Annotated in this window: 11 protein-coding genes; 9 read left to right on the top strand and 2 right to left on the bottom strand. The window is 75.0% G+C overall.

Translation table 11 applies throughout. The features are described 5' to 3' along the window. The first annotated feature begins 600 nt into the window (after positions 1 to 600). From O4J56_RS25155 to O4J56_RS25130, 6 genes are all read left to right on the top strand, one after another. Complete coding sequence (locus O4J56_RS25155; protein WP_270689173.1) at positions 601 to 1,851, top strand: NAD(P)/FAD-dependent oxidoreductase; 1,251 nt, start codon at positions 601 to 603, stop codon at positions 1,849 to 1,851. 150 nt (positions 1,852 to 2,001) lie between these two features. Continuing rightward, positions 2,002 to 2,271, top strand: a complete 270-nt coding sequence (locus O4J56_RS25150; RefSeq protein WP_270689172.1) for a (2Fe-2S)-binding protein — start codon at positions 2,002 to 2,004, stop codon at positions 2,269 to 2,271. A gap of 235 nt (positions 2,272 to 2,506) precedes the next feature. Continuing rightward, positions 2,507 to 3,913, top strand: coding sequence for an FAD-dependent oxidoreductase (locus O4J56_RS25145; RefSeq protein WP_270689171.1), 1,407 nt, complete (start codon positions 2,507 to 2,509; stop codon positions 3,911 to 3,913). A gap of 123 nt (positions 3,914 to 4,036) precedes the next feature. Beyond that, complete coding sequence (locus tag O4J56_RS25140; protein WP_270689168.1) at positions 4,037 to 4,960, top strand: dihydrodipicolinate synthase family protein; 924 nt, start codon at positions 4,037 to 4,039, stop codon at positions 4,958 to 4,960. A gap of 1 nt (position 4,961) precedes the next feature. Next, on the top strand, positions 4,962 to 5,963 hold the full coding sequence (locus tag O4J56_RS25135) for a proline racemase family protein (protein ID WP_270689167.1): 1,002 nt from the start codon (positions 4,962 to 4,964) through the stop codon (positions 5,961 to 5,963). Positions 5,964 to 6,373: 410 nt separating this feature from the next. Then, positions 6,374 to 7,816: an alanine/glycine:cation symporter family protein gene (locus O4J56_RS25130; protein ID WP_270689166.1), complete on the top strand. Its 1,443-nt coding sequence runs from the start codon at positions 6,374 to 6,376 to the stop codon at positions 7,814 to 7,816. A gap of 52 nt (positions 7,817 to 7,868) precedes the next feature. On the opposite strand, the gene O4J56_RS25125 is transcribed toward O4J56_RS25130, so the two are convergent. Next, positions 7,869 to 8,294, bottom strand: coding sequence for a PPOX class F420-dependent oxidoreductase (locus O4J56_RS25125; RefSeq protein WP_270689165.1), 426 nt, complete (start codon positions 8,292 to 8,294; stop codon positions 7,869 to 7,871). Positions 8,295 to 8,657: 363 nt separating this feature from the next. On the opposite strand from O4J56_RS25125, the gene O4J56_RS25120 reads away from it, so the two are divergent. Then, positions 8,658 to 8,963: a chorismate mutase gene (locus O4J56_RS25120; protein WP_270689164.1), complete on the top strand. Its 306-nt coding sequence runs from the start codon at positions 8,658 to 8,660 to the stop codon at positions 8,961 to 8,963. A gap of 150 nt (positions 8,964 to 9,113) precedes the next feature. After that, positions 9,114 to 10,016: a hypothetical protein gene (locus O4J56_RS25115; RefSeq protein ID WP_270689162.1), complete on the top strand. Its 903-nt coding sequence runs from the start codon at positions 9,114 to 9,116 to the stop codon at positions 10,014 to 10,016. A gap of 99 nt (positions 10,017 to 10,115) precedes the next feature. On the opposite strand, the gene O4J56_RS25110 is transcribed toward O4J56_RS25115, so the two are convergent. Further along, complete coding sequence (locus O4J56_RS25110) at positions 10,116 to 11,321, bottom strand: hypothetical protein (protein ID WP_270689160.1); 1,206 nt, start codon at positions 11,319 to 11,321, stop codon at positions 10,116 to 10,118. 108 nt (positions 11,322 to 11,429) lie between these two features. Here O4J56_RS25110 and ku point away from each other — a divergent pair, with 108 nt between their 5' ends. Then, the gene (gene ku, locus O4J56_RS25105; RefSeq protein WP_270689159.1) at positions 11,430 to 12,458 is read left to right on the top strand and encodes a non-homologous end joining protein Ku; all 1,029 of its coding nucleotides are present in this window, start codon (positions 11,430 to 11,432) and stop codon (positions 12,456 to 12,458) included. Positions 12,459 to 12,489 lie beyond the last annotated feature (31 nt).

Below are 12,489 nucleotides of genomic sequence, written 5' to 3'. Positions count from 1 at the left end.
GCCGGAATGACAGCACTATTGTCGAGATCATCGCCGGGCAGGGGGCACCGGGCCGGCGGCCGCCACGCGCGCGGGTGGCCGCGTGCCTGCCCGACCACGCACCCACCCGGTCGCGCCGCCGCCCGGACCGCGAGGGGCCTCGCGCCCGGCAGGCGGGGCCGGGGAACCACCCCGCTCACTTCGTCGCCGCCATCAACGCCGACCACGCACACGCGCCGCGCCCGACGTCGCTGCAGGTGGGGCCGCCCTCCTCCGTCGTCGCCGCCCTCCACCCCGCGCTCCGGCAGGCCGCCGCCCGGCCGGGCCCCTCAAGCGGGGTACCAGCCCAGCCGCTCACCCGCTCGCCCACACGCCCCGCGCCGTCAGCCCGGGTCGACAGTCCGGGGCGACAGTGCTCGCTGTGCAGGTCCGAGGGACATGACAGCACTCCAGCGGTCACGGCCCGTGCACCCTGCCGCGTCGCTGCTCGTGCGTGCCCGGACCCCTGTGTCCGCACGGCTCATCCGGGGGAGAGTGGCTGACGGGGATTGACGTGGATCACACCGCCTGTCTAGCCTCGCGGGTGTTCATTTCATTGAACACCCGTTTTGGGGGTGCGACGTGACCGGACATCCGGACGCCGTCGTGGTGGGCGCGGGCATCGTCGGCGCCGCGTGCGCCGAGGCCCTGGGCCGGGCCGGGCTGCGCGTCACCGTCGTCGAACGCGGCGCCCCGGCCGGGGCCACCACCGCGAGCGGTGAGGGCAACGTGCTGGTCTCCGACAAGGAGCCCGGCCCCGAGCTGGAACTCGCCCGATCCTCCCTGCGCCACTGGCCCGACGTCCTCCGCGGGGCCGCGGCCGTCGCTCCGGACGCCCCGGACCCCGAATGGGATCCCAAGGGCGGCCTCGTCGCGGCATTGGGCGGCGGGGCCGAGGACCCGCTGACCGCCTTCGCCTCCGCCCAGCGTGCCGCCGGGATCGACGCCCGCGTCATCGGAGGCGACGAGGCGCGGGGCCTGGAGCCCGGCCTGTCCCCCGAGGTGGGCGCGGCGGTCCTCTACCCGCAGGACGCCCAGCTCCAGCCGGTCGCCGCCGCGACCGCCCTCCTGGCCGCCGTGCGCGCCCGCGGCGGGGAGGTGCGCCACGGCACCGCCGCCCTCGGCCTGGAACGGGGCGCGTCCGGCGCGGTCGCAGGACTGCGCACCGACCGGGGCACCCTGCGCTGCGGCGCCGTCGTCAACGCGTGCGGCCCCTGGGCGGGCGAGTTCTCCCGCCTGGCAGGCGCCCCCGTCGACGTCCGGCCGCGCCGGGGCATGGTGCTGGTGACCGCTCCGCTCCCGCCGGGAACCGTGCGCCGGAAGGTGTACGACGCCGACTACGTGGGCGCGGTGGGCGCGGGGGAGGCCGACCTGCGCACCTCCACCGTGGTGGAGTCCACGCACGCGGGGACGGTGCTGATCGGCTCCAGCCGCCAGCGGGTCGGATTCGACGACACCGTACGCGTCGAGGTGCTGCGCGCGATCGCACGCAAGGCGGTGGCCCTGTTCCCGGCGCTGGCACGGGTCCCGGTGATGCGCGCCTACGGGGGGTTCCGCCCCTACACGCCCGACCACCTGCCCGTCATCGGGGAGGACCCGCGCATCCCCGGCCTGTGGCACGCGACCGGCCACGAAGGGGCGGGCGTGGGCCTGGCCGCGGGGACGGGGCACCTGCTCGCCGCCCTCGTCACCGGCACACCGGCCGACACCGACCCGCACCCGTTCCGCGCCGACCGGCCGGGCGTCGCGCTCGACCCTCCGCCCGCCACAGCGGACACCACGGCCGACGGGGAAGGCGAGCCACACACTCCAGGGAGAGGAGAGCGCTCGTGAGTGATCGACCGACCGTGCCGGTCGGAGGCGGGAGGGCTGTCGCCGTCCCCGGCCGCTCCGCCCGTTGCGGTGCCGGGTGGCCTCCCGGGTTCTTGTGGGAGGTCTCCTCGCGGGCGGCCCCGGCGTGCACCGGCGGAGAGGAGGACGGTCGTGAGTGATCGGCTGACCGTGACCGTCGATGGCGAGAGGACCACCGCGGTCCCCGGGCAGACCGTGGCCGCGCTCCTCATCGGGCTCGGGCGCCGTTCTTGGCGCACCACCCGTGGCGCCGGGCGGCCGCGCGGGATCTTCTGCGGGATCGGCGTGTGCTTCGACTGCCTCGTCGTGGTCAACGGCGAATCCGACGTGCGGGCCTGCCGCCGCCGCGTCGCCGACGGCGACGAGATCCGCGTTCAGCACGGTGCGGAGAACCCGTCATGAGCGCGCTTCGGCCAGTGGGCCCCGTGAGCGCGACCATCGCGACCACTGTGCAGCGCGCGGGGCTCCCGAAGGCAGGGCAGGGTTCGGAGCGGGTCGCAGGTGCCGCCATCGGACCGTGCGCGGCCAGCCCCGGGCCCTGCGCGGCCAGCCCCGGACCGCGCGCGGCCATCGCACCCCTGGACCGGTTTACGGCACGACGAGCGCCCGGAGGCCTGCGTCGAGCGGAGAACCCGTCATGACCGCGAACCCCTCCGTCACCATCGTCGGCGCCGGGCCCGCAGGGCTGGCCGCCGCTCGTGCCGCCACCGCCGCCGGGGCCCGCGTCCGCCTCATCGACGCCGAGCCCGCGCCGGGAGGGCAGTACCTACGCGGCGACGCGCTCGGCGTCCAGGAGGACGGCCGGTCGGCCCCGGACCTCCCCGGCGAGGTCGAGCACTTCCCCGACACCGAGGTGTGGGCGCTCGAACCGCTCTCCGGCGGCGGCGCACGGCTCCATCTGCGCACCGGCCCCGCCGACGGCTCCGCCGGTGCGGGCGTGGCCGCCCCGGACGACGGGCCGAGAGCCTCTGTCGACCGCGCCGTGCCGCACCACGCCGTCCGCACCATCGACGCCCCCGTCCTGGTGCTGGCCACAGGCGCCCATGACCGCGTCCTGCCGTTCCCCGGGTGGGACCTGCCCGGTGTCGTCACCGCAGGAGCCGCCCAAGCCCTCGCCAAATCCCAGCGCACCGCCATCGGGAACACAGCGGTCGTCGCCGGGACCGGACCCTTCCTGCTCCCCGTCGCCCGCTCCCTCCACGGCGTCGGCGCGCGCGTGGCCGCCGTCCTCGAAGCGAACGCGCCCGTGTCCGGCTGGCTGCGCGACCCCGCGGGCACCGCCGCGGGCGCCGGCAAACTCGGCGAACTCGCCGGGCACACCGCCGCCCTGGCACGCCACCGCGTCCCCTACCGCACCCGCACCGCCGTCATCGCGGCCCACGGGGACGGCGCCCTCGAAGCGGTCACCACCGCACGGCTCGACCCCGACTGGCGCCCGCTCCCCGGCACCGAGCACACCATCGCCGCCGATGCCCTCTGCCTGGGCTTCGGTTTCACCCCGCGACTCGAACTCGCCATCGCTGCGGGCTGCGCGACCACCGGCGGGTTCGTCCTCGTCGACGCCGCGCAGGCCACCTCCACGCACGGCGTGTTCGCCGCCGGAGAACCGACCGGCATCGGCGGCGCCGCGCTCGCCGCCGCCGAAGGGGAGGTCGCCGGTACGGCCGCCGCGCGCGCCGCTGGCCACCGCGTCGCCCCGCCCTTGAGCGCCCTGCGCCGTGTCCGCACCGGCCGCCGGTTCGCGGCGGCGCTCTCCGCCGCACACCCCGTCCGCTCCGGCTGGAAGGAATGGCCCAAGGACGACACCGTCGTTTGCCGCTGCGAGGAGGTACCCCTGCGCGACCTCCGTGCCGCAGCGCGCTCCGCCCCGGGCGGACGCGCCTTCAAACTCGCCTCCCGGGCCGGGCTGGGCCTGTGCCAGGGGCGGATCTGCGGACGCAACACCGCCGACCTCATCGGCCTCACCCACGACGACGCCCGGCGCTTCGACCGCCGCCCCATCGCCGTCCCCATCCGCCTCGGCGACCTCGCCGGCGACACCTGACTCCGCCCGGCCCACCCGGCCGCCTTACGACCGCCGCCACTACCACCGCTGCTGCCGCCACCACCGCCACGAACACCGCCACGAACACCGCCACTACCGCCGCCACCACCAGGGAGACGCACCATGCCCGACGAAAGGCTCGACGGCGTCATCGTCGCCACCGCCCTGCCCTACGCACCCGACGAGCGCGCCCCCGCAGGCCTGCGCGTCGACCTCGACGCCTACGCCGAACACTGCCGCTGGCTCATCGACAGCGGATGCCGGGGTGTGGGCCCCAACGGCTCCCTAGGCGAGTACTCCTCCCTGGAGCCCGACGAGCGCAGAGCCGTCGCACGCACCGCCGTCGAGGCGGTCGGCGGCGACGGGGCCGTCGTCGTCGGCGTCCACGGCGTCGGCGCCCACCAGGCCCGCATGTGGGCCGAGCGCGCCGCCGAGGACGGCGCCGACGGCGTCCTGTGCCTGCCGCCCACCATGTACCGCGCCGACCGCGCCGCCGTCCTGCACCACTTCGAGCAGGTCGCCTCGGTCGGCCTGCCCGTCATGGTCTACAACAACCCCCTCGACACCAAGGTCGACCTGGACCCCGGCCTCGTCGCCGAGATCGCCGCCATCGACAACGTCGTAGCCGTCAAGGAGTTCTCCGGGGACGTGCGCCGCGTCCTCGAACTGCGCGAACGCGCACCGGACCTGGCCGTCGTCGCCGGAGCCGACGACGTCGTCCTGGAATCCCTGCTCATGGGCGCCACCGGCTGGTTCGCCGGGTTCCCCAACGTCTTCCCCGCCGCCTCGGTGCGGCTGTACGGGCTCGCGCGCGCCGGCCGCCTGGAGGAGGCGCGCGCCCTGTACGAGCCCCTGGTGGGCGCGTTCCGCTGGGACTCGCGCACCGAGTTCGTGCAGGCGATCAAGCACGGCATGGACATGGTCGGCCGGTACGGCGGCCCCTGCCGCCCGCCCCGCGGCCCCATCACCGGGCAGCGCCTCGCCGATCTGGAGGCCGACATGCGCCGCGCCATGGACCACCTCGACGCGCACCCCGCGGCGGCCTGAGATGCGGGCCGCGCGCTACTTCTCCGCCGTCGACTCCCACACCGAGGGGATGCCGACCCGTGTCATCACCGGCGGTGTGGCACCCGTGCCCGGCGCCACCATGGCCGAGCGCCGCGCCCACTTCGCCGAGCACCTCGACCACATCCGGGAGCTGCTCGTCAACGAGCCCCGGGGGCACCCCGCCATGAGCGGGGCGGTCCTTCAGCCTCCCCTGCGCCCCGACGCCGACTGGGGTGTGCTGTTCATCGAGGTCTCCGGCCTGCTCCCGATGTGCGGCCACGGCACCATCGGTGTGGCCACCGTCCTGGTGGAGACCGGCATGGTGGAGGTCGCCGAGCCGGTCACCCGCGTCCGCCTGGACACCCCGGCCGGGCTGGTCACCGCCGACGTGGCCGTCGAGGACGGCCGGGCGGAGGCGGTCACCTTCCGCAACGTCCCGGCGTTCCCGGTGGAGACCGGCGCCTCGGTCACCGTGCCGGGCCTGGGCGAGGTCGCCTACGACATGGCCTACGGCGGCAACTTCTACGCCGTCGTTGACATCGCCGACCTGGGCATCCCCTTCGACCGGGCCGAGCGGGACCGGATGATGGAGGCCGGGATGGCGATCATGGCGGCCATCAACGAGCAGGCGCGGCCGGTGCACCCGGCCGACCCCGGCATCTCCGGGTGCAAGCACGTACAGCTCGTCGCCCCCGGGCGGGACGGGGCCGACGCCCGCAACGCAATGGTCATCCACCCGGGCTGGTTCGACCGCTCGCCCTGCGGCACCGGCACCAGCGCGCGCATGGCCCAGCTGCACGCGCGCGGAGAACTGCCCCTGGGCCGCGACTTCGTCAACGAGTCCCTGATCGGGACGCGCTTCACCGGGCGCCTCATCGAGACGACCGACGTCGGCGGCCTGCCCGCCGTCGTCCCGACCATCACCGGCCGCGCCTGGATCACGGGCATGGGCCAGTACCTCCTCGACCCCCGGGACCCGTTCCCGCGCGGGTTCACCCTGTAGCGCAGGAAGAGCACCTGACGAGGCGGGACGGGGCGCGGCGCCGGGCACGGGCCCGCACCGGCCTGCATGGGGCCTGCACCGGCCCGCACGGGCGGCGTCCGACGGCGCGGACGGCTCCTGCCCCTGCCCGTGCCTTTGCCCACGCCCCTGCCCGCGTCGCCCACCCGGTGCGCGGCCGTCCGGCCACGACGCGACGCCCCTGCGCCGTCAGGGCTTCCCGGCGCCACCGACGCGGGACGGCCGTCCGGCCGCGTCCCGCCCACTCGCCCACTCCCCATCCCCCACGGCCCGCCCGCGCGCTCTCAGGGCCGGTGCTCGTCCTCCGCGCATACGGAACGCAGACCCGCCGAGCCGCCCCCCCTGAGCGCCGTCGACGGGCCGACCCACGGACGACCGGAAGGCGGTCCGCCATGGATTTCCTCGTCACGCTCAACGACCGGCTGTGGGACCCCCTCGTGGTCCTCGCACTCGGGCTGGGACTCGTCCTGACCGTCCTCACCCGGGGCGTGCAGTTCCGCCGCGTCCCCGACATGCTCCGCCAGATCCGCGGAGGGTCCGGCACGGAGGCGGGTGTCTCCTCCTTCCAGGCGCTGATGCTGACCCTCTCCAGCCGCATCGGCGTCGGCAACATCGCCGGAGTCGCCACCGCCGTCGCGGCCGGAGGCCCCGGGGCCCTGGTGTGGATGGCGGTCATGGGCCTCCTCGGCGGCGCCCTCGCCTTCGTCGAGGCCACCGTGGCCCAGATGTACAAGCGCCGCGTCGACGGCCGCTACTGGGGCGGCATCCCCTACTACATCGAGCGCGGCCTGGGGCAGAAGTGGCTCGCCGTCGTCGCGGCGCTCACCGCGCTCACCCTGTACGCCGTCCTGGCCCCCGGAGTGCAGGCCAACAGCATCACCGCGGCGTTCGACACCGCCGCCGGGCTCGACCCGCGCATCACCGGCGCCGTCCTGACGGCCCTGCTCGGCTTCATCATCGTCGGCGGGCGAGCCCGCATCGTCGCCGCCGCCGACAAGCTCGTGCCCGTGATGGCCGTCGGCTACATCGCGGCGGCCCTGGCCGTGCTGGCGGCCAACGCCTCGGCCGTTCCGGGGGCGCTGCGCCTCATCGCGGCCAGCGCCGTCGGCGCCGACGCGGTCTTCGGCGGCATCGTGGGCGCCGCCGTCGCCTGGGGCGTGCGGCGCGCGGTCTTCTCCAACGTCGCGGGGGTCGGCGAGGGCACCTACGGCGCCGCGGCCGCCGAGGTCTCCCACCCGGTCAAGCAGGGCCTGGTGCAGGCGTTCTCGGTGTACGTCGACACGCTGTTCGTGTGCACGGCCACCGGGCTCATGATCGTGGTCACCGGGAACTACAACGTGACCGCGCCCGACGGGAGCACGGTGGTGGAACACGTCCCGGGCACCGAGGCCGGGCCCGCCTTCACCCAGGGCGCCGTCGGCACCCTCTTCGCAGGCGCCGGGCCGCTGTTCGTGGCCGTGGCGCTGGCCCTGTTCGCGTTCACCGCGCTGATCGCCTTCACCTTCATCGCCGAGACGAATCTGACCTACCTGTTCGGGGCGGCGCCGCCCCGTGCCGCGCTGGCGGTCCTGCGCGGCGCGGTGCTCGCGGTGACGCTGTACGGGTCGGTGGAGTCGGCCGACCTGGTGTGGGCGGTCGGCGACGTCGGCTACGCGTCGCTGGCGTGGGTGAACATGCTGTGCCTGCTGTTCCTGGCCAGGCCCGCACTGGCCGCGCTGCGCGACTACGACGCCCAGCGCAGGCAGGGCCGCGACCCCGTGTTCGACCCGGAGGCAGCGGGGGTGCGCGGCGCTGAACTGTGGGAGCGGGGAGGCGCGCGGCGCCCGGACGCCTGAGCCGCCCGGCGCCCCCGCCCGGCGCCCGCGCCCGGCTCCCCTCGCCCCGCGCTCACTCCGTCATGTCGAACTGCGCGATGACCTTGTCCGGGCGCAGGCGCGCGACGACCTCTCCGGGGACGCCGTTGCGGCGGCCGAACTCCTCGGCGCGTTCCCGCCCCATATAGCGTCCTGCGATCTCGGTGGCGGTCCGCAGCAGTTCGCCGGGGTCCTCCGAGAGCGCGACGCGCCCCTGCACCTGGACGAAGGCGAACGGCGGCTCCTCCAGGTCGACGCTGACCGCCACACGCGGGTCACGGGCCATGGAGCGCCCCTTGGCGGTCTCCCTGCCGGTGTTGAACACGATCTCCCCGTCTTCGACGATGAACCAGACCGGAGCCACCAGGGGGCGGCCGTCGGAAGCGGTGTAGGCGAGCTTCGCGGTGCGCGTGCCCTCCATCAGGAAGTCGCGCACGCGGGTGTCGTTCAGGGATGGCATGCGTTCACGGTAGTCCGCGCACCGGCCTCGGCCGGTGCGCGGGCGCGTGTGTCGCGGAACGGGGAGTCCCGGCTCCGTGGCGGGCTCGTGGCGGCCCCCCTTGGCTGCCTCGTCGGCGGGGGAGGCGGGCGCCCCGCGCGCTTGCGGTACACTCTCCGTCGTGACCTGCCAGAAGCACCGCTATACGTTTATCGAGCCGGCCCGGGTGCGGCCGGCCGCTGGAGCGTGAGCAGAGCGGTCGACGGGTCCCGAGCCGGCTGAGAGCGAGAAGGCGACGCCTTCCGCTCTTTTTCTTTTTCCAGCGGTCGGCTCCCCTTTGGCCAGGGCGGTCGACCGCCCATAGGCCGAAAGGAATCAGCGACGATGACCCCCACCGATGGCGCCGCCGAAGCGAACGCCCCTCAGGTGCAGGAACTGCGCGGGCGCATCGACCAGGTCGACGCAGAGCTCGCCGAGCTGCTCGAACGGCGCGCGCTGCTGGCCGCGCAGGTGCAGCGCCTCAAGCCGGTCGGCGGCTTCGCCGGCCGCGACGAGAAGCGCGAGCGGAGCCTCGTCGCCGCCATGGCCCGCCGCGCCCCGAGGCTGGGGGAGCGGCGCCTGTCCCGCATCATGCGCGCCGTGATCGAGGCGGGTCTGGACGCGGCCGAACAGGACCGGTCCCGCGCCTGACGCCCTGGACCGTGCCCGTCCCGATGGGGGCCGTGGCCGACCACGGGAACGCGTGGTAAGAGAAGGGCGTCCTGGAACGGGCCCGAGCGCACGGAGGTGGCCGTGGCCGACGGGAGTGCACCGGTCGCCCGCACGCGGCCGCCGGAGCCGGTGAGTCACACGACGATGGAGCTGCTGCGCGTCGGCCCCTTTCACGAGGCCCTGCGCGCGGCGGTCGAGGACAGCGGGCTGACCCTGGAGGGCCTGCAGCGGCGCATCCGCGCGCGCGGGGTGCGGGTCAGCCTCACCGCGCTGAGCTATTGGAGGCAGGGCCGCAGCAGGCCCGAGCGCCCCGACTCGCTGCGCGCGCTCGGTGCCATCGAGGAGATCCTGCGCCTCCCCGACGGCTCGCTGCTCGCGCTGCTCGGCCCACCGCGCCCGCGCGGGCGGTGGGCCCACCGCCCGGGCCGTGCGTTCCCCGGCCCGGGCGACCCCGTGCCCTTTCCGCCGGGCATCGGGGCCCCGGTCGCGTGCGACACGGCGCTGCGCGCGTTCTGCCAGATGGACAGCGTCCTCGTGGGGGCCGACCGGTCGATCCGGCGGGTGGGGACCCGCATGGTGCTGCGTGCGCTGGACGACGGACCCGAGCGGTGCACGGTCGTCTACAGCGGAGAACCGGGCGTTCCCCCGTCGGCCATCCGCCCCGAGGCCGTCGAGGGCTGCACCGTGGGGCGGGTGCGCAGCCACCCCAGCGACCCCCTCGTCGCCGCGGAACTGCTCTTCGACCGGGCGCTGCACGCCGGGCAGACGCAGCTCATCGAGTACGCCTTCACCATCACCGACCCGACCGCCAGCAGGGACTTCCGCAGGGCGTTCCGCTATCCCGCACAGACCTACGTCCTGGACGTCCGCTTCGACCCCAGCGCGCTGCCGCGCCGGTGCTTCCGCTTCTCCCAGCCGGACCCGGCCTCGCCCGAGGTGGTCGAGGGCGAGCTCGACCCCGCGCCCTGCGGGTCGGTGCACATCGCCGAACACGGAATGGGCGGCGGGGTCCTGGGCATCGGCTGGGACTGACCGGCGGCGGCCTCACGGCTGACCCACGGCGGGCCCACGGCGGGCCCATGGCGCCTCATCCCCGCCGTATGCGCCCGCCCGGCCGCTCCGCGCCCCGGATCACCGCTGGGCGGAGAAGGCCTCCACGACCTGGTGGAAGTCGTCGTCGGCGTACAGGGCGATGCTCCTGGCCTCGTGGTCGACCTCCACCCGCACGGGCCGCAGGTCCGGTCGGCCGTCGGGGCCGCCGCCCGGGCGCCACCAGAACACCTGGTCGGTGATGGGCCTGTCGCCCTGGACGTAGTGGGCGGCCACGTCCTGCAGCGTCTCCAGGGCGGCGACCGGGTGGTGCCCCCCGATCGGGTGGGCGATGACCACCTGCGGCACCGGGAGGATGACCAGTGCCCCGGACGGCGGCACCCCGCCCAGCGCGCGGTCGAGCGTGTGCACGTGCGCCGCCATGTACGGGTGGTCGCCCCCGATGTGCACCAGCGGGATTCCACCGGGCCCCTCGTGCGGGGTGATCTCCGCGGGTTCCTCCACCGAGTTGCGGATCGCGTCCTGGAACGCCCGCTCGGGCGAGGCCCCGGTCCGGTCGAGGGCGGAGCGCTGGAGCGCCTGCACACTGTCGGGAAAGTCGACGGCGACCGTCTCCCACAGCCCCGGCGCGAGCTCGCGCGTCACGAGTCCGGCGCGGACCTCCTCGGTCAGGGCCGACTCCGGGTACAACCGCAGGCGCAGGGCCTGAACCCCATCGCCCGTGACGGACTCGGGCTGGTGCGCGGCGCGCCCCAGGTCCCGTGCGCAGTCCCGGGCGAAGTCCGCGGCCAGCGCCTCGACTTCGGCGGCCGGACGGCCCTCGACGGCCGATCGGTAGCCGCGCGCGTCGATCTTGCCCGCGAACCCGTCGGGAGCCTTCAGCCCGATCGTCCCCGGGTCGAGGAAGACCGCCGTGAACCCCTGTCCCTCCAGGGCCCGCAGCACCGTGTGGCCGGCGGTGTCGTCCTGCGGAAGCGGGTAGTGCGTGCCCAGCGGGACCCCGCGGCGCCGGAAGCCGCGCATCATGCCGCGGACCACGCCCGCGGCGAACTCGGGCAGGTCACCGGGCGGCAGGCCGGCGGCCTCGCGGAAGGCGTCGCCCAGGTCGAGGTCGGTGGTGCCGCCCCCGGGCAGCTCCATCCGCATCCCGGCCGGGGCGATGTGCTCGGCCCGGATGCGCTCGCGGGAGAAGGCCTCCAGCAGGGCGGAGGCGAAGTCCGGCCCCGGGGCGCTCTCGGCGGCGTGCCGGCGGTGCCGACCGTGCGCCGGTGTCATCTCGTCACTCACGTCCCCTGCGACGCTGTGGGCCCCCGGTGCGGTTCCCGTTCCCCTTTACCCGGACGGAGCCGTGTTTTACCCGTCACGGGCGATGATGGCGGTGAGGGGGTGGCTGACGTGGTCAATCCTGTCTGGACCGGCACCCTGACGTTCGGCATGGTCTCGCTGTCGGTACGGCTCTACAGCGCGCGCGAGCGGCACGGCCCGGTCATGCACCAGTTCCAGCGCGGGACATCGGACCGGATCCGCTACAAGCGGGTGAACGAGCGCACCGGGAAGGAGGTCTCCCGGGACGACATCGTCCGCGGCGCGCGCGTGGACGAGGGCGACGGGGAGGACTATGTGGTGCTGGAGCCCCAGGACCTGGAGTCGATCCTCCCGGCGCGCTCCCGCGCGATGGAGATCCGCGGGTTCGTCCCCCGGAGGCAGGTCGACCCGCTCTGGTATGCGGCGACGTACTTCATCGGCCCCAAGGAGCGCGCCGCGGCGAAGCCCTACCGGCTGCTGTGCTCGGCCCTGGAGCGCACCGAACGGCTCGGCCTGGCGACGTTCATCATGCGCGACCGCGAGCACCTGGTCCTCGTGGGGCCGCAGCAGGGCGTGCTCTCGGCGTCGACGCTGTGGTGGCCGGACGAGGTCCGCGACCCCGAGGACGTGATGCCGCCGATCGCCGAGACCGACCTGAGCGATTCGGAGCTGGAGCTGGCCGAGCAGCTCGTGGAGGCCATGGCGGCGGACTGGGAGCCGTCCGACTACAGCGACGCCTATGAGGAGCGGCTGGAGGAGCTGATCGAGGCCAAGAGCAAGGGCCGCACCATCACCTACGAAGAGGAGGAGCCCGAGGAGCGGGGCACCGTCGTCGAGCTGACCGACGCCCTCCGGAAGAGCCTCAAGGAGCGGAAGAAGAACGGGAAGGGCACAGGCGGCAAGGAAAAGGGCGGCGGGGCCACGCGCGCGCGTGCGCCCAGCCCGCGCCGCGCCGAGGAGCCTGGGGGAGCGGCGGAGCGGACCGGCAAGCGGACGAAGAAGGAACTGCTCAAGGAGGCGGGGGACCTGGAGATCCAGGGGCGCTCGAAGATGAGCCGGGACGAGCTGGCCGAGGCGGTGGAGGAGGCGAGGAACGCACCTTCGCGTGCGGCGCGCTGAACCTCCGGGGCCCACGCGCCCCGTGCCGGTG

This window comes from Nocardiopsis endophytica (assembly GCF_027706725.1).
Taxonomy (GTDB): domain Bacteria; phylum Actinomycetota; class Actinomycetes; order Streptosporangiales; family Streptosporangiaceae; genus Nocardiopsis_A; species Nocardiopsis_A endophytica.
Note: the sequence above shows the minus strand (reverse complement) of the source record. Positions and strands in the feature narration are given on the sequence as shown.

Coding starts and splice junctions, on each gene's coding strand:
- O4J56_RS25145 (WP_270689171.1), top strand. CDS start 2,507: ATGACCGCGAACCCCTCCGTCACCATCGTCGGCGCCGGGCCCGCAGGG.
- O4J56_RS25140 (WP_270689168.1), top strand. CDS start 4,037: ATGCCCGACGAAAGGCTCGACGGCGTCATCGTCGCCACCGCCCTGCCC.
- O4J56_RS25135 (WP_270689167.1), top strand. CDS start 4,962: ATGCGGGCCGCGCGCTACTTCTCCGCCGTCGACTCCCACACCGAGGGG.
- O4J56_RS25130 (WP_270689166.1), top strand. CDS start 6,374: ATGGATTTCCTCGTCACGCTCAACGACCGGCTGTGGGACCCCCTCGTG.
- O4J56_RS25125 (WP_270689165.1), bottom strand. CDS start 8,294: ATGCCATCCCTGAACGACACCCGCGTGCGCGACTTCCTGATGGAGGGC.
- O4J56_RS25120 (WP_270689164.1), top strand. CDS start 8,658: ATGACCCCCACCGATGGCGCCGCCGAAGCGAACGCCCCTCAGGTGCAG.